Source organism: Falsihalocynthiibacter sp. SS001, assembly GCF_042445055.1.
Classification (GTDB): Bacteria; Pseudomonadota; Alphaproteobacteria; order Rhodobacterales; family Rhodobacteraceae; genus Falsihalocynthiibacter.
Map to the genome: position 1 here is coordinate 2,289,516 of NZ_CP170339.1, position 19,067 is coordinate 2,308,582.

A 19,067-nucleotide genomic window follows, 5' to 3' on the forward strand; every position below is an offset into this window, starting at 1 on the left:
GGGAAATAAGTCTGGAAATGAGCGATATTTTGGAACAGAATAACGCAGTACCTTGCCGGATTGCCCATGCGACATCTAATTTTTGCCTGTCTTATATCTCTGCCGACTCTTGTCGCAGCCGATCACGATTTTTCGCCGATCGGAGCGGCGGAATTCGACAGTTATGTTACCGGAAAAACCCTGACCTACGCGCAGAACGGCGAGAAATACGGCAGCGAAGAATACATGAGCGGCAATCGAGTTCGCTGGTCGTTTCATGACGGCAATTGCCACGAAGGCATCTGGTTTCCCAAGGGAGAGAACATCTGCTTTCTCTATGAGGGCGAGGAAAATGCGCAATGCTGGGTCTTTTCCATGGCGGAGGATGGCTTGGTCGCGCGCGTGGTCAATTTCCCTCCAGCCTCTTCGTTATACGAGACATCCAAGAGCAACGCCCCGCTGTATTGCAAAGGGCCAGAGGTGGGCGTTTAGCTAGAACAACGTGCCTTGATCGTCGGCAGGCGGAGTCTTGCGAGGCTTTGAAGGCTTCGGCGTTGGTTTCGCTTGCGCTGTTGCCTCATCAGTATGCGTGGAAACACGACCGTCCTTGAATTGAATTTCCAGCGTTTGCGATGATTGAGCAGCCGCCAGCGTTGTCACCAGCGCACCATCGTCGCCCCGCACAACGGCATATCCGCGCTTCAGGGTCTCTGTATATCCCAAGGTCTGACGCATCCGCTCAAGCGCGCGTAGCGATGCCCGACGCGATTGGGTTTGGGTTTCGGCCAGTGCGGCAAACCGTTTGGAAAGCGTCGACAATCGATCAGACTGACGATGAATGTCGCGCGTAATGCTGTCAGGTTTCAGTCGCTTGGAAAGGTTATCATAGTGACGCCGCTTCTCCTGCGTCCCGCGCGTAAGACTTGGCGCGAGGCTATCGCTCCAGCGTGCCAAGTTCGCACGTGCGCTTGTCACCTGTGCGCGCAATATCGCGGGCTGAAGTGGCGCTGAGGTTTCCTGTAATTTCAGGCGCTTCCCCTGCACCGCTTGCATCAAGTTCGGCCCCAATTGCAGGCTCGCCCGATCCAGACGTTGGCTGGCATTCTCAAGCAATGTCTCTGGTCGCGGCAATGCACGGGATAGATCCGAGAGACGTTGCCGCCGCTGTGAAACACCTTGCGTAATTGCACGCAACAGCCGCCCGCCCTGCGCATCATTATGCGCCAGAAGCTCCATCCGAACAGGAACCGCATGTTCCGCTGCCGCCGTCGGCGTCGGTGCACGGCGATCAGCAACATAGTCTATGAGTGTTGTGTCGGTCTCGTGGCCAACGGCAGAGATAAGTGGAATCTCACTCGCGGCCGCGGCGCGTGCAACGGCTTCTTCGTTAAAACCCCAAAGATCCTCAATTGAGCCACCACCGCGCGCCACGATCAACAGATCAGGGCGCGGCAATGCTCCACCCACTGTCATGGCATTAAACCCCTCGATGGCCGCAACAACTTCGGGTGCACATTTCGCCCCTTGCACTGCCACAGGCCAAATCAGAACCTTGCGCGGGAAGCGATCCCGCAGGCGGTGCAAAATATCGCGGATAACTGCGCCCGAAGGTGATGTGATCACTCCGATAATCTCCGGAAGGTACGGCAGTTCTTTCTTACGCTCAGGCGCAAACAACCCCTCTGCCGCCAGTGCCGCCTTGCGTTTTTCGAGCATCGCCATCAAGGCGCCCATACCAGCGGGCGCGATATCCTCGATAACCATCTGATATTTGGATTGCCCACCGAAAGTCGTCAACTTCCCCGTCGCAACAACCTCCATGCCCTCTTCGGGTTGGGTCACAAGGCGTGAAGAAACACCTTTCCAGATAACTCCCGACAAAACCGAACGATCATCCTTGAGGTCCAGATAAACGTGCCCCGAACGCGGGCGACTCACGCGGCCCACCTCGCCGCGCACCCGAACATGCGAGAACTCGCCCTCAATAGTGCGCTTAACCGCGCCCGATATCTCGGTAACGCTGAATTCTGGGGCGTTCTGGCCGGGTTCGGGATCGTCAATCAGGCTGGACATATCTGCTCGCTTGTTTCTTGGCTAAAGGCACCTTAGAACGCCCCGTAACAAAGGCCAAGCGGGGGACGCAATGAACATTCTGATTTTAGGTAGCGGTGGACGTGAGCACGCGCTGGCATGGGCGATCAAACAAAACCCAAAATGTGACCGCCTCATTGTGGCACCCGGAAACGCTGGAATTGCCCAGATCGCGGAATGCGCCGCGATTGACGTAAATGGCGGCGCAGAAGTTGTTACTTTCGCAGAAGAAAACGCCATTGATTTCGTGGTTATCGGCCCCGAGGCACCGCTCGCGGCGGGAGTTGCGGACGATCTTCGGAATGCGGGTATCTTGTGTTTCGGCCCTTCTGCCAAGGCGGCTCAACTTGAAGCCTCCAAATCCTTCACCAAGGAAATCTGCGATGCTTCCGGTGCGCCAACTGCGGCCTATGCTCATTTCTCAGATGCTGACGCAGCCCGTGACTACATCCGCGAGCAAGGCGCCCCGATCGTCGTCAAAGCCGATGGCCTTGCGGCGGGCAAAGGCGTGATCGTCGCGATGACCGAAGCCGAAGCCCTCGCCGCGATTGACGATATGTTTTCGGGTGAGTTCGGCGATGCCGGCGCAGAAGTCGTGATCGAAGAATTCATGACGGGCGAGGAAGCAAGCTGGTTCGTTCTTTGCGACGGCAAGAATGTTCTGCCCGTTGGCACTGCTCAAGACCACAAGCGCGTCGGCGAAGGCGACACAGGCCCCAACACTGGCGGGATGGGGGCGTACTCTCCTGCGCCTGTGATGACCGATGAAGTCACACAAAAGGCGATGGATGAAATTATCAAGCCAACCGTTGCAGAGATGGCCAAACGCGGCATGCCCTATCAAGGTGTGCTCTATGCCGGCTTTATGATCGAGAATGGTCAGCCACGACTGGTGGAATACAACGCCCGTTTTGGCGATCCGGAATGTCAGGTTTTGATGATGCGCCTCGGTGCGCAAGCGCTAGACCTGCTGCTGTCTTGTGCCAAAGGCGAGTTGGATCAAGCACAGGTCAATTGGGCGGATGATCATGCGATGACGATTGTTCTGGCGGCCAACGGTTACCCCGGCGCGTATGAGAAAGGCTCCGAGATCAAAGGGCTGGACGCGCTTGCAGATGATAGCATGAACGTAACCTTCCATGCAGGCACCAAAGAAGTTAACGGCAAGATAACTGCGAACGGTGGGCGCGTGTTGAACGTCACCGCGCGGGGCGCTTCGCTCAAAGAGGCGCAACAACGTGCCTATGAGATGGTTGATCAGATTGACTGGCCAGAAGGTTTCTGCCGCCGCGACATCGGCCACCGCGCGCTTTAGGGGTTACCTGCAAGCCATTGCATTTTGGAAGGATTTCGTCCCGCTATGCGGGGCGATTATGCGCGTCGTGAGCGTACCATCCTTAAGGCGCGTCGCGGCAATCTGCGACCAATCCGCTGTTGCCGTTATCATTTCGGTGCCATTGCCACAGTTGCGGATACCGCCCGAAATGTAATCCTGCCCGATTTTGTGATTGGTAAGCCCCGATTTGGTCGCAACCGGCTCCAGACGCCCGTTGTTATATCGCCAAACCGTAAGGATACGGGCCAGATGGGGCCGGTCCACATAGGCCAGTTCAACACGTCCATCGCCGTCCAAATCCGCAACACCAATAGGCGCAAGCCAGCGATTACTCTGACCGATATGAGGAGTCTCGGCGAGCTTGCCGCGCTGGTTATAGATCGCCAATGCCGCGCCCTTGGCAGCATCGGTTTCGATCACGATGACCTCTGGAGCGCCATCGCCATCTACGTCCGCCAAACGCGGGGCAATATCCTCAAAGACGTGGTCCTGTGGCAGTGTGAGGCGAAGTTCTCGGCCCGTCGTCAACGTCAGGACGAGCGCGCCGTATTCTACTGCATCCCCCAAGACACCATGCGCATAGCGCTTTGTCGGGGCGTCGTACTCTGCCGCCTTTATTCTCTCGGCCGCCGCAGGAGGCGCCAAGAGCATCAATGACAGAGCCGCACCCCGCAGCATCAGATTTGCTTTTCTGGCATCTGAACGACCAAACCATCGAGCGCATCCGTCACTTTGATTTGGCAAGTCAGGCGGGATGTTTCGGGGTTCGGCTCAAACGCGAAATCAAGCATATCTTCTTCCATAGCGTCCTTGGGCTGAAGCTTTTCAACCCATGCGCCGTCCACGTAGACGTGACAAGTTGAACACGCACAGGCGCCGCCGCAATCGGCCTCAATCCCTGGAATATTGTTGTCGCGTGCGCCTTCCATCACGGAGAGACCGTTGGCGACCTCTACTTCGTGTTTCGTTCCGTTATGCTCAATATAAGTGATCTTGGCCATTTTCATTCCTCTTAAGATGTTGCCCTTTGAATATCCAAGCTCCCAGCAACAAACCAGCCCCTTTTGCAAAAGCGTTCCGCCATACGCCGCGTTAATATGGAAGGGCAAAAGAAAGGGCGCCCGATTATGGACGCCCTAGAATGTTTTCTATCGACGGACCTACGGCAGGTTCACCGCCATATAGCGTGGCTCTCCGTCGCGACGCACCAGAAGCAACAGCGATTTACGCCCCGCATCCTTCGCATCCGCGATCCGCTCTTCAAGGTCCGCAATCGTGTTTACAGGTTGCTGTCCCGCTTCCGAGATCACGTCACTTGCGCGTAGGCCTTTCTCGAATGCCTCGCTTGTTTCGTCGATATTAAGAACAACAAGACCTTCGGCGTTACTTGGCAAGCCCATTTCCTCGCGAAGTGTATCGTCGATTTCCATCAATGTGACCCCAAGGATCTCCTTCTCGGATGGTTCTGGCTCTGTAACGTCAGGCTCTGCCTCTCCGCTACCTTCGGCGGTCTCGCGACGGCCAAGAGTGATTGCAAGTGTTTCTGCTTTACCATCACGGAAGATATTCATTGTAACAGCTTTGCCGACCTCGGTTTCGCCGACCTGACGAACAAGCGCGCGCGTATCTTCGACTTCTACTCCATCAAAGGAAAGGATAACGTCGCCCGCTTTCACACCCGCTTCCATCGCAGGGCCAGTGGGAACATCCGTGACCAAAGCGCCTCTCGCGCTTTCGAGTCCCAAGGCCTCTGCAACATCACTGTCGACATCCTGAATGCGTACACCCAGCCAGCCGCGGCGGGTTTCACCGAACTCCTGAAGTTGATCAACGACCTTGCTAACGACGGCCGAAGACATCGAGAAACCGATTCCGATCGAGCCGCCGTTGGGCGACAGAATGGCGGTATTTACACCGACAACTTCACCGTCAAGGTTGAACAGAGGACCACCAGAGTTGCCACGGTTAATTGCCGCGTCGGTTTGAATATAGTCGTCGTAAGAGCCTGAAAGCGCACGATTACGCGCGGAAATCACCCCCACGGAAACAGAGAAACCCTGCCCCAGTGGATTCCCCATCGCCAATACCCAGTCGCCGACACGTGCTTTATCGCTATCGCCAAAGCTCACGAACGGGAGGGGCGTATCGCTCTCGACCTTCAGGACCGCGATATCAGTGTTTGGATCGCGACCGATCAAGCGCGCGGGCAATTCACCGCCCGAGAAAAACTCGACCATGATCTCATCCGCTCCGTCAATAACGTGGTTGTTCGTAACGATAAAACCGTCAGGGGAAATCACAAAACCAGACCCGAGCGCAGCGCTACGCCGTGGGCGCGCACCTTCGTCACTGCGGCGATCTAGAAAATCACGAAAGAAATCTTCGAACGGAGATCCATCAGGTACCACGGGGCCAGGAGCTGTGCGTTGCTCCACCGTGGTTGAGGTGGTGATGTTCACAACCGAGGGGCTGACTGACTCTGCCAAATCGGCAAAGCTGCTTGGCATACCCTGTGCAACGGCGACCATGCTTTGAAGCAGAAGCAGGAGCGAAGCCAGCGTTCCCATGAACTCCCACCGCAGCGAATTTCGCTTTTGATCCAAGTCGTTTTCAACTGAAATTGCCAAAGTTTTCACTTCTCGCTCCCTTGTTCCCTAATCATCCTCGGACGACTGTTAATTTAGTGTTTAACGCCCATCACGATTATTCAACCGTTTATTGCACATCGGCGACACAAATGCCCGTGAAACCATCGTGACATCAGTAGAGATGAGATGAAAATGGCCGAGATCAAGGGGTAGCACGCCACCCTTTTTGAGAAGAATTCGACAAAACTGCCAGTCCCGCTCTACAATCACCGCAATTTACGAAAACTTAGTTATCCGACTGACTACGCAAACAGATTTATACAAGGAGATTACAATGCCTCGCTTTATGCTCGCTTACCATGGGGGTGCACAGCCCAAGACGCCAGAAGAAGGGGCCGCGCATATGGAGCGCTACAAGAAATGGCTCGCCGATTTGGGCGATGCTGCGCTTGAGCCGGCCAACACGCTTCGCGGTCTACAGACCGTAACGGCGGATGGTGTAAATGACGGTGGGGTCGACAATCAGATGATGGGGTACACCGTCATTGAAGCCGACGATATGGCGGCCGCGATCACAATCGCCAAGGCGTGCCCGTTTGTTGAAATGGACACTGCCAAACTTGTTGTTGCCGAAATCGGCTCAATGTAGTTGCGCCATAGAAAAGGGCCGACGCATCGCTGCACCGGCCCAATCTATTTGCATCAGATAACTGATTATTCCGGCAATGCCGCAGGAGCCTTAGGGGCCTTCACGCCATCGGCGGAGCCGAGATACTTAAAGAAATCTCCATCTGGCGAAAGCACAAACGAAGAGTTTCCTTCTTTGAACGCAAGCTCATATGCCGTAAGTGAGCGGTAGAATTCAAAAAATTCCTCGTCAGAACCATATGCCGAAGCAAAGATCCCGTTCCGTTTCGCGTCCGATTCACCGCGGATAATCTCGGCTTGGCGGTTCGCATCAGAAACAAGCTCAACAACAGTACGATCAGCAAGAGCGCGCACACGTTGCGCCGCCTCGTTACCACGTGCACGCTCGTCGGTCGCTTCACGCTCACGCTCTGCGCGCATACGATCAAAGGTTGCGCCTTGGTTGGCTTGTGGAAGGTCGGTGCGGATCAAACGCACGTCAATCACCTCAAGACCCAAAGTCCGCGCTTCGGTTACGGCACCCGCACGGATTTGCGACATAAGCGCCACACGATCCGCAGAGAGGATATCGTTAGATGTCACACCACCAAGAACTTCGCGGATTTCGGCAACAAGGATCGAGTCCAGACGCGCTTCACCGGCACGCTCACCACCGGAACCAACAGCACGGCGGAAACGCTCTACGTCAGAAATGCGGTAACGCGCAAAGGCGTCAACGATCAAACGACGGTCATCCAGAGGCGTTACCTCAAGCGGCTCAACATCACGGCTAAGGATACGGTCATCATAGTATACGACTTCCTGAATCAGCGGGATTTTGAACGCAAGGCCCGGCTCTTCTTTGACGGCCTTAACCTGACCGAACTGAAGCACGAGTGCTTTCTCTTTTTCGTTCACGATAAAGATCGACGAATACGCCACGATAATCGCGACAAACAAGATTGGCAGAAGAATGGCAGATTTTTTCATTATTCTGTCCCTCCGGATTTACGCAATTCGTTGAGCGGAAGATACGGCACGACGCCCTGCCCGCTTGACTCGCTATCGATGATGACTTTGTCGACACGTCCCAAAACGCGCTCCATTGTTTCAAGATATAGACGCTTGCGTGTAACTTCTGGCGCTTTCTCGAACTCTTCCAAAATCGCGAGGAAGCGGCTGGCTTCACCCTCGGCTTGGTTCACAACCTGCGCACGGTAGGCTTCGGCTTGCTCGAGGACCTGAGCAGCCTCACCACGCGCGCCCGCAAGAACGCGGTTTGCATAGGCGTCGGCTTCTTTTTCAAGCTTGTCACGCTCTTGCGATGCGGCCTGAACGTCGCGGAAAGCGTCGATAACCTCGCTGGGCGGATCGGCTTTCTTGAAGTTCACACGCACCACGTTTAGGCCCGCGTCGTACTGATCCAAAGTGGATTGCACCAAGGCCTTCACGTTGTCGGCAATGACACCACGGTCACGGTTCAGGATCGGTGACAGGTTCGATTGCGCAATAATTTCGCGCATCGCTGATTCCGAAACAGCCGCGATTGTCGGCTCGGGATCACGAAGGTTGAACAGATAGTTCGCAGGATCGTTGATGTTCCAGACGACCTGGAAATCAATATCTACGATATTTTCATCGCCTGTAAGCATCAGACCATCGCGTGCACCATTGCCGATCTCGACAATACGCTCGCGCGAAACGGTCACGATCTCTTTGGTAACAAAAGGCCAAGGCGCAAAGTTCAAGCCAGGCTCGCCCGTTTGGGAATATTTCCCGAGGAACAGCTCAACTGATTGCTCTTCCGGCTTTACGGAATAGAACGATGCAAACGCCCAAAGGCCAACAGCAACAAGCCCGCCAATCGCCAAAGTCGATTTATTGAACTTCGGTCCCTGACCACCGCCAGAACCATTTGTACCACGACCAGTACCGCCGCCCTTGCCGCCCATCAAAACACGAAGCTGCTCTTGGCCCTTTTTGACCAGATCATCGATTTCGGGAATTTGGGGACCGTCTTGTCCGGGTTTGCGGCCACCGCCACCAGTGGGGCGATTGTCTTTGTCGCCACCCTTGTTGCCGCCACCGCCGCCCCAAGGGCCGCCATTGTTACCAGCCATATATAGCTTCCTAACGTCTGAGTTTAACTTTTCTAACTACTTAGATGCGCGTTTTAACGAAAATTGCAAGCCAACGCCACCTATGAGGTGCCCTTAACCACGCGGGTTGGAGATTTCATCGTCACCAATTCCTCGGCCATCACGGGGTGAACGGCGCACGTGCGATCAAAGTCTTCTTTGGTTGCGCCCATTTTCACTGCGATCCCTGCGAGCTGGATCATCTCTCCTGCTCCTGGCGCGACGATGTGACACCCCAAAACCTTACGGGTCTCAACCGAGACAATAAGCTTCATGAAGACTTTATCCTCACGCCCCGCAAAGAGCGTATTCATCGGACGGAAGCTGGTTGTGTAAACCTCGACATCGCCCGTCGTGGCCGCTTCTTCCTCGGTCATGCCGACTGTGCCGAATTCGGGTTGAGTAAAGACGGCGGAAGCCACCAGATCGTGATCGGGTTTGGTTGGGTTGCCGTGGAAGACCGTATCCACAAATGCCGCACCCTCTCGAATGGCAACAGGCGTCAGGTTAATGCGATTGGTTACGTCCCCAACGGCATAGATCGAAGGGATGTTGGTTTGGGAATAGTCGTCAACGACGATTTCACCTTTAGAGCCAACCTCAACGCCAGCCGCCTCAAGTCCCAGTCCGCTCGTGTTGGGCGCGCGGCCCGTGGCGAACATAACTTGGTCAAACAGGGTCACTTCGCCGCTCGTTGCGGTTACCTGAAGGCCTGCTTCTGTCTCTTTGATTTTACTTACGTTTTCGCCAAGCTTGAGGTTTACGCCCTTCTCAACCATCGCAGCGGAAATGAAGTCTGTCGACTCGCGGTCAAACCCGCGCAGGATTTGCTCGCCGCGATAGAATTGCGTGACCTCTACGCCCATTCCTTGAAGGATGCAGGCGAACTCGCAGGCGATGAATCCGCCACCGACAATCAGGATCGACTTAGGCAGTGCGTCCCAGAGGAACACTTCGTTCGACGTAATCGCAAGCTCTGCACCTTCGATATCAGGCACCGAAGGACGTCCGCCAACCGCCACGAGGATATGCTTGGCGGTGAAGGTCTCTCCTGTCGAGAGCTTGACGGTATGTGCATCCACCATCTCGGCGCGGGCATGGAAACGCTCGACGTTATTGTTGTCGAGAATGTTGCCGTATATTCCTTCTAGCCGATCCAGTTCCTGCCGAAGCTTTGGGTGGAACTCCTGCCAGTTGAACGCGCCAATCTTGGCGTCCCAACCATAACTCGCGGCATCCTCTACCTGATCTTTGAACGCGCTCGCGAAAACCATCAGTTTCTTGGGAACACATCCGCGAATAACGCAGGTACCGCCCAGACGATATTCCTCGGCCAACGCAACGCGGGCCTTGCCCTCGGTGGACGCCAATCGCGCCGCGCGTACACCGCCGCTACCGCCACCGATAACGAAAAGGTCATAGTCAAAGGTCATAGATCAGTCCTCTAAATCAGCAAAGAGGTTGTCGCTGTCCACAAAATCGAACTGCGATTCCTCGACAGTTCCGTTATTTATGTCGCGGACCTCGACCTTTCCATCCCCAAAGCCGATCACAACTGTGTCACAAATATCGACGAACAGCCCATTTTCCACCACGCCCGGAATTTGGTTGAGCACATACCCAAGCTGGTGCGGGTCTGCGATCCGCTTGAGATGCAGATCAAGGATATAGTTGCCCTCATCCGTGATGTACGCGGACTCGCCGTTCATTCGCAGGCTTGTTTCACGGCCCAGGACATCCATTCCAACCAACGTTTCTTCGACAAGCGCCTTGCTGGTTTTCCAACCAAACGGGATAACTTCTACGGGTAGAGGAAATGCGCCAAGTGTTTCAACCTGTTTGGAAATATCGGCAATCACAACCATCCGGTCACTAGCTGTTGCGACGATCTTCTCTTGCAGCAATGCGCCACCGCCACCTTTGATCAGGTTCAGATGTGCATCATACTCGTCGGCACCGTCGATAGTGATATCGAGCCATTTTGCTTCGTCCAAGGAAACAACCTTGATACCCTCGTCGCGCGCAAGCTCCGCAGTGCGTGTTGACGTTGGCACGGCCGTGATATTCAGCCCCTCTTCCCGAACCAGTTCCCCCAAACAGCGAACCATCCACGCGGCGGTTGAACCCGTGCCCATCCCAACGCGCATTCCGTCCTCGACGAAATCAACGGCGCGCTTCGCGGCAACGAATTTGGCTTTATCAATCGGGGAAAGTTCTCCGGACATAATACGACTCCTCTTGCGTTGCTGCGGTTATACGCAACCTCAAGCGGCACGGCGAGGGGCAATTATCGAAAAAACGTATAGGTTTCGCCGCGTTTCACGTTCGAGGGGTCGTATGTGGTCTTGCGTGCCACCCTTAGCCGTGTTTCCTATAGGAAACTTTTGCAAGAGGCCCAGATGTTCCTTTCCGTATTCGAGATGTTCAAAATTGGCGTTGGTCCAAGCTCCAGCCACACAATGGGGCCGATGGTGGCAGCAGCGCGCTTCTTGGAGCGTCTGCGCAAATCTCCATTCAACGCGCATGGCTTACGTGCCTCGCTTCATGGATCGCTTGCGTTTACGGGTGTCGGACACGCAACAGATCGGGCGACAATTCTGGGGTTGGCTGGCTTTACGCCAGAAACCTATGACGCAAAGGCGGCCGAAACCACCCTTGCCGATATCGAAAAAGAGGGTGTCGTGCGCCCAGTGGATTTGCCGGTGCTTCAGTTTGCACCCAAGTCCGACCTGAAATTCGACTATGACCACACGCTTTCCGGCCATGCGAACGGAATGATCCTGATGGCGACTGATGCCCAAGGTGATGTGATCCTTCAGGAAACGTACTACTCCATAGGCGGCGGATTTGTGATGACCGAGAGCGAACTTGCCGCAGGCAAGAACACCGATCCGGGCGCCCCGATCCCCTTTCCGTTCCACTCCGCTCAAGAGATGCTAGAGATGTGCAAGAGTTCGGGGAAATCCATTGCCGACCTGAAGCGCGCCAATGAATATGCCCGCGCGACCTCCAAAGACCTAGATCGTGACATCCTAACGATTTGGGAAGTCATGAACGCATGCATCAATCGCGGCCTCGAACATGACGGCACCCTTCCGGGCGGGCTGAACGTTCGTCGTCGCGCCAAGTCAATTCACGATAGCTTAATCGCAGAACGCGGCCTGAACATCACTGCTCCCCATACGATTAACGACTGGATGAGTTGCTATGCGATGGCCGTCAACGAAGAGAACGCAGCGGGCGGACAGGTCGTCACGGCCCCTACCAACGGGGCGGCGGGGGTCTTGCCCGCGACGCTACGCTATTGGCTTGATTTCGTACCGGGCGCCACGGCGGAACGCATTCCCGAATTCCTTCTAACCGCCGCAGCGATTGGCGGATTGGTAAAGCACAATGCCTCGATTTCTGGCGCGGAATGTGGATGTCAGGCCGAAGTCGGATCGGCGGCCGCTATGGCAGCAGCGGGCCTTACGGCCGTGCTTGGTGGCTCGCCCGAGCATATCGAAAATGCCGCCGAAATCGCGCTGGAGCATCACCTAGGGATGACCTGCGATCCCGTTAAGGGGCTCGTGCAAGTCCCCTGCATCGAACGCAATGGGCTTGGCGCGATCAAGGCGGTCTCTGCGGCCTCGCTTGCGTTGCGGGGCGATGGGAAGCACCTTGTTCCGCTCGACTCGGTCATCGAAACGATGCGCCAAACGGGCGAGGATATGCATGAGAAATACAAGGAAACCTCGCTCGGAGGGCTGGCGGTGAACGTACCCAACTGCTGATGCTATAGCTCCGCCCGCAAGACAGGAATTACAGAAAGCAACAACAGCAACGCCATACCGCCGTTAAATATCCGCATACGGGTCGGATTGGTTAACACACGTTGCATCTGAACACCCAAGATCGCCCATAGGCTTACGGACGGAAGGTTAACACAGCCAAACACCAACCCCACCAAAAGCACCGAAGCGACGCTTTGATCGACGGCGTAAAGCGACATTGCCGAGATCGCCATACCGATGGCCTTGGGGTTCACCCATTGAAACAGCACCGCTTGATAAAAACGCATCGGCGTTCCCTTGGCTTGTTGGGCCTTGGGAGGCGCGGCAGTCGCGATTTTGTAAGCGAGGAACGCCATATAGAGTGCTGCGGCGACCTTTAAGATGATCAAAGCGGCGGGAACCAATTCAAACACCTGCATCAATCCAAGGCCCAGCAGGATCGCCATAAACACAAACCCCAGCCCGATGCCCAACATATGTGGCACGGACCGCCAAAGCCCGAAGTTCGCACCAGAAGCCATAAGCATCAGATTGTTCGGCCCCGGAGTAACCGACATAACGAAGGCGAAGACAGCCAGATGTTTCATATTCTCTATATCCATGCGCAACTTATTGCACATCACCAACCGAATATGGTTGCCAATATCGCAAGATTGGCAAATTATTCACAACTTATGAGCATCATTGACCAAACAAACCAAAAAATATTGCGCGAACTATCTATCAACGGACGCATAAGCAACATCGACCTTGCCCAAAAGATCGGTCTTTCGCCCAGTGCCTGCCTGCGCCGCGTACAAGACCTCGAACGGCGCGGCGTCATCACGGGGTATCGCGCCACGATTGACCCGACCGCTATGGGCGCGGGTTTTACGGCCTATATCGGCGTTGGCCTCTCTGATCATTCCAAAGCGAGTCAGGAAGCGTTCGAGCGCGGCATCTCTGCCGTTCCCGAGGTACGCGAATGCCATAACGTAACAGGGACGATCGAGTATCTGCTAAGGGTCGAGACCAAAGACCTAGCGAGCTATAAACAGCTGCATACCGACAAGTTGGGCACCCTACCCCAAGTGCACGCCATTACGACCTATGTTGTCATCGGCTCTCCCAAAGATGACCGCGCATAACGGTTGGGCTGGTATCGGTCCCAGAATCGGATAATAAGCGATGGCATGACACAAGATCGCCCTCTCCTTGGAATAATCCTGATTATCGGCTTTTGCTTCCTTGCACCGCTTGGTGACGCGATGGCAAAGCTCCTCGGAGCTGCAAACGGGTTGGTAGAGCTTGCGGCCTATCGTTTCATTATCCAGACAATCATTGTGATACCGATTATCATTATCGGTGGTCGTTCGCTTCGCACTTCGCCACGTATCATCGGCTTGTCGTTTTTGCGGGCGTTGCTGCATATCTCGGCGACGATCATGCTGTTCCTGACACTGCGCTATATGCCACTTGCGGACACTTTGGCCATTGTCTTTGTGATGCCATTCATCATGATGTTCCTTGGCTGGTATTTCCTAAAGGAAGAAGTCGGCCCCCGCCGTATTATCGCGGCCTGTGTCGGATTTGCGGGAACGCTCCTTGTTATTCAGCCAAGCTTTATGGCGGTCGGGGCTTTTGCATTCGTTCCCATCGGCGTGGCCGTAACCTTTGCATTATTCATGCTCGTCACCCGCTTGATCGCCAAAGAGGTCGGCGCGATGGAGCTTCAGGCGATGAACGGAATTGCGGGTGTCATTATTCTCGTGCCTGTGTGGTTCTTGGGGTCGTGGCTTGGCTGGCCCGAATTCCAGATGACCGGAGCGAGCGACAACAATTGGACAATCATTTTGTTGATGGGCTGTATCGGTACCCTCGCGCACCTGCTGATGACATGGTCGCTTAGGTTTGCGCCATCCTCGACGCTTGCGCCGATGCAGTATCTCGAAATTCCAATCGCGACGGTCTATGGCTACTTTCTGTTTGGTGATCTGCCCAATGGCATCGCGGCGATTGGCATCGCCATCGTCATCGGCGCAGGCCTCTATGTTGTATATAGAGAGAGCCGTCAGGCGCGCATTACCCAGCTTCAGGTCTGAAGCGCCCGCATAACTTCGGGCAACGCCTCTCGCGGCAATATGACAAGCATCTTTAGTGCTTCGAACGTCAGACGCACAGGGCCGTTCACCTCATTTGAGGTTCCCAACCGCCCTTCGGGTGCAAACTCAAGCCCATCAATGGGCCAGCAAAGCCCCTCGGATGTGCCGCGCACGGCGCCCATCGGGAATAGGGAGAAACGCGAACCAATAGGCAGGTTCAACTCCAATTGTTGCGGAGCGAGAAAAACAACGTCGTGTTTACCGATCAGAATAATCCGTTTTGAAGCGAATTTCAGCAGCGCGCCAAAGGCCGCCAACTCGTGATCCAACCGCGTCCCCGTAAAGCCAACCCCGAGGATCACAGGCGCCTCGCAATGCATCAGAGCTTTTTCAAAGTCATTACTCTCTTGCTCGGATATCACGTGCAGCTTGTCCGCTCCAATCGCATCTTTGGTAGCAGAATCAATAGAGTCCATATCGCCGATCACCGCAATTGGTTCGTGGTTTTGGTCCAACGCCGCCTTCGCTCCGCCGTCACAAGCAACGAGAATCGGTGCCAGCGCGAGAGAATCGGTGAGATCGTTTATCGCAATTTCGCCGCCCCCAATGAGCGTAATTGGGTCAAAACTCGATACAATGACATGATTCACGGTATTTTTGCCTTATTTCTGGAAACTCGCCACATTTAGGCCAAAAAATGATACCTTAATAAACGAAGTTCCGAACGTTTCTGCGATCTGTAGCATGGTAGGTGTATAGATGCTGAGTAAGAGAGAAAGCGAGCAGTATCATGGTAGGCGAAAATAAAATCCTGACCGTATCATACGGAACCTTCTCCTGCACACTTGAAGGTTTCGACGATTCATTTTCTACGATGAAAGCCATCGCAGAGTATTTCAAAGGCCTTGCCGCAGAGGACCGTTATTTCGGTGCCGAGCCGCCCGCGCCTGATGCAGAGATGCTCGCTCGGATCGCCGAGAAAGAGATCCGCAGCCGTGTAGAAGCACAAATCGGCGAAAGCGGAATCCTGTTGCGCAAGAGCGAAGAAACTGCCCGCCCGGCAGTTACCAAAGCTGAAACCGCCAAGGCACCAGAAATGGAGCCCGAAGAAGAAGCGCCCGCCCCTGCTCAGCCATTCACGGCGCGTCGCGAAGAGATTGATGGCGGTTCAGTTGCCGCAAAACTCCAGCGCATCCGTGCTGTTGTCTCGCGCGCTCCTGAAAGTATTGCAGAAGAAGTTATTGAAGACGCGAACACCGAATTCGTTTCAATCGAAAGCGCTTTCCAAGATATCGAAGAGCCAGCAGCTCCGGCACAAAGCGCCGTTGAAACAACCGAGGCACCAGACGCATACGAGGCCGAAGAAGCCGTAGCCGATGCGCCGCTTGCCGAGATTGAAGAAGATGAGCAGTTCGAAGAAGAAATCGAACCAGAAGTAGCGACCGAGGAAGCAACACATGATGAAGAGGATGATATCCTTGCCGGTATTGGCGCATCATTGAGCACACCAGAGGTTGCCGCTGATGAAGTTGCAGAAGAAGTTGCGGAATTGGAAGAAGAGGCGGATGATTCCGCTGATATCACATCAATCCTTGGCGCTATCGCAACTCAAGACACTTCGGTTGAGATCACAGTAGACGAAGACGAACTTGCGGTTGAGGAAGAACTCACAGTTGAGGAAGAAGTCGAAGAAGAGCTTCTTCAAGCGGACGAAGCAATCGAAGAAGATGAAATTGTTGCCGAAGAAGCAGCTCCCGTTCAAGAAGAACCAGCTTCAATCGACTTCTCCGTTCTAAACGCGGACGAAGAAGAAGAGACCGCACGAGAGGCAGAAGAAGCTCCTGTTGAAGCTCAGAAAACCGACGTCATGCCACAGCGTGTCGCCAAGCGCGGTGTGTCTGGTGTTGCGGCACGTGCCCGTGCTCGGGTACTCGGCGCGAGCACGACTGATGCGGAGAACACTGAAGTATCCGCAGAAACCGCCTCAAGCCTCTCCGCAGAAGCAGAAGCAGAACTTGCCGCCGATCTCGCAGCCGTTGAGACCGAAGAAGCGCCCAAGTCCGAGCATAAGCCACTGCCTAAGGTGACGCCGCATCGCCCGCTTTCCAAGAAGGCGGATGAGGACAACGTTGAGCGCCTAATGCAAGAGAGTGAAAACAAATTCGCAGAGACCGAAGGCACGCGCCGCCGCTCTGCAATTGCGCACCTCAAAGCGGCTGTTGCGGCAACTGTTGCAGATCGCAAAATCCTTGGTGGTTCCAAGCCAAAGGCCGACGATCAAACCGACACTTATCGCCAAGACCTCGCCGAGTCGGAGCTTCCTAAGCCACTGAACGAAGGCAAAGAAAAGCGCCCTGCTCCGTTGGTTCTGGTTTCCGAGCAGCGCATTGACCTTGGGGATGGCACAGCCCTTCACCCACGTCGCGTTTCAAAATCTGCTCCAGAGCTTCGCGAAGTTAACAAAGAGCTGGCCGAAGAAAACGCCAAGCTTCTTGCAGACAGCAAATCTTTCGCCGAGTTCGCCGAGCGCGTTGGTGCGACAGAGCTTCCTGATCTCCTCGAAGCGGCCGCAGCTTATGCGTCCTATGTTGAGGGACAAGACCACTTCACACGTCCAGACGTGATGCGCCGCGTTCTTCGCTTTGGTGAAGAGCAAGGCCTCACACGCGAAGACGGAATGCGCTCATTCGGGATTTTGCTGCGCGAAGGTAAGATCGAAAAGATCAAACGTGGCCAGTTCCGCATCGCGGAAACAACACGCTTTAACCCACACGCCCGCATCGCTGGCGAATAAGGGTAACGGCATAATCAAAAAGGGCGGCCCGATGTGGCCGCCCTTTTTGTTTCTGCTATGCGTCGGGGTCTTCCTTGCCGACGCCTTTGAATATGGCCTTGAGCGGGAAAGCCCAAATCACACCTAAACCGACATATATCAACAGTTCCAACCAAAATGGCGGGCGATCAAACAGGCCGATCACGCCAACCGCGACGATGATATACGCGGGTAAGCCGATAAGCAGCGCGAACAGCGACCAACGGCGGCGGGCTTTGTAACTTAGCGCCACAACCTAGTCCTCGAACGGATCGGTTACGAGGATAGTGTCGTCGCGCTCAGGGCTAGTAGAGAGAATCGCAACAGGGCATTCAATCAACTCTTCAACGCGACGCACGTATTTGATCGCAGCCGCAGGAAGATCATTCCAGCTTCGCGCGCCTTCGGTGCTTTCGCTCCAACCTGGCATAGTTTCGTAGATCGGCTTCACGCGCGCCTGATGATCGGCAGCGGTCGGAAGGTAATCAATACGTTCGCCGTCCAACTCATAGCCAACACAGATTTTCAGCTCTTCAAATCCATCAAGCACGTCAAGCTTCGTAAACGCGATGCCAGAAACGCCCGAAGTCGCACAAGTCTGACGCACAAGAACCGCATCAAACCAGCCACAACGGCGCTTTCGTCCAGTGACAGTGCCGAACTCATGTCCACGCTCACCAAGACGCTGACCATCGTCATCATTTAGCTCAACAGGGAACGGCCCCTCACCCACACGGGTTGTATATGCTTTAACGATTCCAAGCACATAGTCGATCGCACCAGGGCCAATACCTGTCCCTGTTGCGGCCTGTCCTGCGATCACGTTTGAGGATGTCACGAACGGATATGTGCCGAAATCGATGTCGAGCAACGCACCCTGCGCACCTTCGAAAAGGATCCGCTTACCTGCCTTGCGCTTTTCATTCAGAACCTTCCAGACGGGTGCCGCATAGGGCAACACGATCCCTGCAATTTCTGTGAGTTTGGCAAGAAGTGCCGCGCGATCAACTTCTTCAAGGCCCATTCCACGACGCAGCGCATCGTGGTGCTGCAACAAACGGTCAACGCGCGTATCAAGTGTTGCCTTGTCCGCCAAGTCAGCAACGCGGATCGCACGGCGGCCTACTTTGTCTTCATAAGCAGGCCCAATTCCGCGACCCGTTGTTCCGATTTTGGCAACTGTGTTCTGACCCTCGCGCGCGCGATCAAGCTCGCCGTGAATTGGTAGAATCAGCGGCGTGTTCTCGGCAATCATCAAGTTCTCGGGTGTGATTTCTACGCCTTGCTCGCGAAGTTTCTCGATCTCACCTTCAAGGTGCCAAGGGTCGAGCACAACGCCATTCCCAATCACCGAAAGCTTGCCGCCACGCACAATCCCCGAGGGCAGGAGCGACAACTTATAAACTTTTCCGTCGATCACCAAAGTATGACCGGCATTGTGACCGCCCTGAAAGCGCGCAATCACATCCGCGCGCTCACTTAGCCAGTCAACGATCTTGCCTTTTCCTTCGTCGCCCCACTGAGCGCCTACAACTACGACGTTTGCCATTCTACTATCCCGGTGTTTAGAAAACCCGCGCTCGTATAGCTTGCTACGGCGATACTTGGAACCATTAAATCACAGAATATACCTCCTATACCC

At 54.9% G+C, this 19,067-nt stretch carries 19 protein-coding genes; 7 read left to right on the forward strand and 12 right to left on the reverse strand.

Translation table 11 applies throughout. The features are described 5' to 3' along the window. Positions 1-66 precede the first annotated feature (66 nt). The gene (locus ACFE33_RS10950) at positions 67-471 is read left to right on the forward strand and encodes a hypothetical protein (RefSeq protein ID WP_380053230.1); all 405 of its coding nucleotides are present in this window, start codon (positions 67-69) and stop codon (positions 469-471) included. Here ACFE33_RS10950 and xseA read toward each other — a convergent pair whose 3' ends face one another. Continuing rightward, the gene (xseA, locus tag ACFE33_RS10955) at positions 472-2,052 is read right to left on the reverse strand and encodes an exodeoxyribonuclease VII large subunit (protein WP_380053232.1); all 1,581 of its coding nucleotides are present in this window, start codon (positions 2,050-2,052) and stop codon (positions 472-474) included. Between the two features lie 70 nt (positions 2,053-2,122). Between xseA and purD the strand changes: the two genes are divergently transcribed. Beyond that, positions 2,123-3,385 (forward strand): phosphoribosylamine--glycine ligase, encoded by a 1,263-nt coding sequence (gene purD, locus ACFE33_RS10960; protein WP_380053234.1) that lies wholly within the window; start codon positions 2,123-2,125, stop codon positions 3,383-3,385. A 3-nt stretch (positions 3,386-3,388) separates the two neighbouring features. Here the strand turns inward: purD and ACFE33_RS10965 are convergent, their stop codons facing one another. The 3 genes from ACFE33_RS10965 to ACFE33_RS10975 form a co-directional block, all read right to left on the reverse strand. Next, on the reverse strand, positions 3,389-4,084 hold the full coding sequence (locus ACFE33_RS10965) for an FG-GAP repeat domain-containing protein (RefSeq protein WP_380053236.1): 696 nt from the start codon (positions 4,082-4,084) through the stop codon (positions 3,389-3,391). Next, positions 4,084-4,407, reverse strand: a complete 324-nt coding sequence (locus ACFE33_RS10970; RefSeq protein ID WP_380053238.1) for a 2Fe-2S iron-sulfur cluster-binding protein — start codon at positions 4,405-4,407, stop codon at positions 4,084-4,086. The genes ACFE33_RS10965 and ACFE33_RS10970 overlap by 1 nt, the downstream gene beginning before the upstream one ends. 159 nt (positions 4,408-4,566) lie before the next feature. Continuing rightward, positions 4,567-5,973 carry a DegQ family serine endoprotease gene (locus tag ACFE33_RS10975; RefSeq protein ID WP_380058706.1) on the reverse strand — a complete coding sequence of 469 codons (1,407 nt, stop codon included), beginning with the start codon at positions 5,971-5,973 and terminating at the stop codon, positions 4,567-4,569. Between the two features lie 355 nt (positions 5,974-6,328). On the opposite strand from ACFE33_RS10975, the gene ACFE33_RS10980 reads away from it, so the two are divergent. Next, positions 6,329-6,643 carry a YciI family protein gene (locus ACFE33_RS10980; protein WP_380053240.1) on the forward strand — a complete coding sequence of 105 codons (315 nt, stop codon included), beginning with the start codon at positions 6,329-6,331 and terminating at the stop codon, positions 6,641-6,643. 65 nt (positions 6,644-6,708) lie between these two features. Here the strand turns inward: ACFE33_RS10980 and hflC are convergent, their stop codons facing one another. The 4 genes from hflC to rpiA all read right to left on the reverse strand — a co-directional run bounded on the left by hflC (position 6,709) and on the right by rpiA (position 10,984). Further along, complete coding sequence (hflC, locus tag ACFE33_RS10985) at positions 6,709-7,611, reverse strand: protease modulator HflC (protein WP_380053242.1); 903 nt, start codon at positions 7,609-7,611, stop codon at positions 6,709-6,711. Beyond that, positions 7,611-8,741 (reverse strand): FtsH protease activity modulator HflK, encoded by a 1,131-nt coding sequence (gene hflK / locus ACFE33_RS10990; RefSeq protein WP_380053244.1) that lies wholly within the window; start codon positions 8,739-8,741, stop codon positions 7,611-7,613. The genes hflC and hflK overlap by 1 nt, the downstream gene beginning before the upstream one ends. A gap of 80 nt (positions 8,742-8,821) precedes the next feature. Then, positions 8,822-10,192, reverse strand: a complete 1,371-nt coding sequence (gor, locus tag ACFE33_RS10995) for a glutathione-disulfide reductase (RefSeq protein ID WP_380053246.1) — start codon at positions 10,190-10,192, stop codon at positions 8,822-8,824. Between the two features lie 3 nt (positions 10,193-10,195). Continuing rightward, positions 10,196-10,984: a ribose-5-phosphate isomerase RpiA gene (rpiA, locus tag ACFE33_RS11000; protein ID WP_380053248.1), complete on the reverse strand. Its 789-nt coding sequence runs from the start codon at positions 10,982-10,984 to the stop codon at positions 10,196-10,198. Positions 10,985-11,158: 174 nt separating this feature from the next. Between rpiA and ACFE33_RS11005 the strand changes: the two genes are divergently transcribed. Beyond that, positions 11,159-12,532, forward strand: coding sequence for an L-serine ammonia-lyase (locus ACFE33_RS11005; RefSeq protein WP_380053250.1), 1,374 nt, complete (start codon positions 11,159-11,161; stop codon positions 12,530-12,532). Positions 12,533-12,534: 2 nt separating this feature from the next. On the opposite strand, the gene ACFE33_RS11010 is transcribed toward ACFE33_RS11005, so the two are convergent. After that, a complete protein-coding gene (locus tag ACFE33_RS11010) occupies positions 12,535-13,119 on the reverse strand; it encodes a LysE family translocator (RefSeq protein WP_380053252.1) in 585 nt (194 codons plus the stop codon). Between the two features lie 87 nt (positions 13,120-13,206). On the opposite strand from ACFE33_RS11010, the gene ACFE33_RS11015 reads away from it, so the two are divergent. Together ACFE33_RS11015 and ACFE33_RS11020 are read left to right on the forward strand one after the other, a co-directional pair. Further along, positions 13,207-13,659: an Lrp/AsnC family transcriptional regulator gene (locus ACFE33_RS11015; RefSeq protein ID WP_380058708.1), complete on the forward strand. Its 453-nt coding sequence runs from the start codon at positions 13,207-13,209 to the stop codon at positions 13,657-13,659. A 45-nt stretch (positions 13,660-13,704) separates the two neighbouring features. Further along, positions 13,705-14,613, forward strand: a complete 909-nt coding sequence (locus ACFE33_RS11020) for a DMT family transporter (RefSeq protein WP_380053254.1) — start codon at positions 13,705-13,707, stop codon at positions 14,611-14,613. Here ACFE33_RS11020 and ACFE33_RS11025 read toward each other — a convergent pair. Further along, positions 14,604-15,263 carry a thiamine diphosphokinase gene (locus ACFE33_RS11025; protein WP_380053256.1) on the reverse strand — a complete coding sequence of 220 codons (660 nt, stop codon included), beginning with the start codon at positions 15,261-15,263 and terminating at the stop codon, positions 14,604-14,606. The genes ACFE33_RS11020 and ACFE33_RS11025 overlap by 10 nt on opposite strands. Positions 15,264-15,403: 140 nt before the next feature. Here ACFE33_RS11025 and ACFE33_RS11030 point away from each other — a divergent pair, with 140 nt between their 5' ends. Beyond that, entirely contained in the window at positions 15,404-17,407 is a 2,004-nt protein-coding gene (locus tag ACFE33_RS11030; protein WP_380053258.1) for a hypothetical protein, read from the forward strand. A gap of 55 nt (positions 17,408-17,462) precedes the next feature. On the opposite strand, the gene ACFE33_RS11035 is transcribed toward ACFE33_RS11030, so the two are convergent. Next, entirely contained in the window at positions 17,463-17,678 is a 216-nt protein-coding gene (locus ACFE33_RS11035; RefSeq protein ID WP_380053260.1) for a DUF2842 domain-containing protein, read from the reverse strand. Positions 17,679-17,681: 3 nt separating this feature from the next. Then, a complete protein-coding gene (locus ACFE33_RS11040) occupies positions 17,682-18,974 on the reverse strand; it encodes an adenylosuccinate synthase (RefSeq protein WP_380053262.1) in 1,293 nt (430 codons plus the stop codon). Positions 18,975-19,067: the final 93 nt, after the last annotated feature.

Coding starts and splice junctions, on each gene's coding strand:
- hflK (WP_380053244.1), bottom strand. CDS start 8,741: ATGGCTGGTAACAATGGCGGCCCTTGGGGCGGCGGTGGCGGCAACAAG.
- ACFE33_RS11020 (WP_380053254.1), top strand. CDS start 13,705: ATGACACAAGATCGCCCTCTCCTTGGAATAATCCTGATTATCGGCTTT.
- ACFE33_RS10980 (WP_380053240.1), top strand. CDS start 6,329: ATGCCTCGCTTTATGCTCGCTTACCATGGGGGTGCACAGCCCAAGACG.
- gor (WP_380053246.1), bottom strand. CDS start 10,192: ATGACCTTTGACTATGACCTTTTCGTTATCGGTGGCGGTAGCGGCGGT.
- xseA (WP_380053232.1), bottom strand. CDS start 2,052: ATGTCCAGCCTGATTGACGATCCCGAACCCGGCCAGAACGCCCCAGAA.
- ACFE33_RS11040 (WP_380053262.1), bottom strand. CDS start 18,974: ATGGCAAACGTCGTAGTTGTAGGCGCTCAGTGGGGCGACGAAGGAAAA.
- purD (WP_380053234.1), top strand. CDS start 2,123: ATGAACATTCTGATTTTAGGTAGCGGTGGACGTGAGCACGCGCTGGCA.
- ACFE33_RS10975 (WP_380058706.1), bottom strand. CDS start 5,973: ATGGGAACGCTGGCTTCGCTCCTGCTTCTGCTTCAAAGCATGGTCGCC.
- rpiA (WP_380053248.1), bottom strand. CDS start 10,984: ATGTCCGGAGAACTTTCCCCGATTGATAAAGCCAAATTCGTTGCCGCG.
- ACFE33_RS10950 (WP_380053230.1), top strand. CDS start 67: ATGCGACATCTAATTTTTGCCTGTCTTATATCTCTGCCGACTCTTGTC.
- ACFE33_RS11005 (WP_380053250.1), top strand. CDS start 11,159: ATGTTCCTTTCCGTATTCGAGATGTTCAAAATTGGCGTTGGTCCAAGC.
- ACFE33_RS11010 (WP_380053252.1), bottom strand. CDS start 13,119: ATGAAACATCTGGCTGTCTTCGCCTTCGTTATGTCGGTTACTCCGGGG.
- ACFE33_RS11015 (WP_380058708.1), top strand. CDS start 13,207: ATGAGCATCATTGACCAAACAAACCAAAAAATATTGCGCGAACTATCT.
- ACFE33_RS10970 (WP_380053238.1), bottom strand. CDS start 4,407: ATGGCCAAGATCACTTATATTGAGCATAACGGAACGAAACACGAAGTA.
- ACFE33_RS11030 (WP_380053258.1), top strand. CDS start 15,404: ATGGTAGGCGAAAATAAAATCCTGACCGTATCATACGGAACCTTCTCC.
- hflC (WP_380053242.1), bottom strand. CDS start 7,611: ATGAAAAAATCTGCCATTCTTCTGCCAATCTTGTTTGTCGCGATTATC.
- ACFE33_RS10965 (WP_380053236.1), bottom strand. CDS start 4,084: ATGCTGCGGGGTGCGGCTCTGTCATTGATGCTCTTGGCGCCTCCTGCG.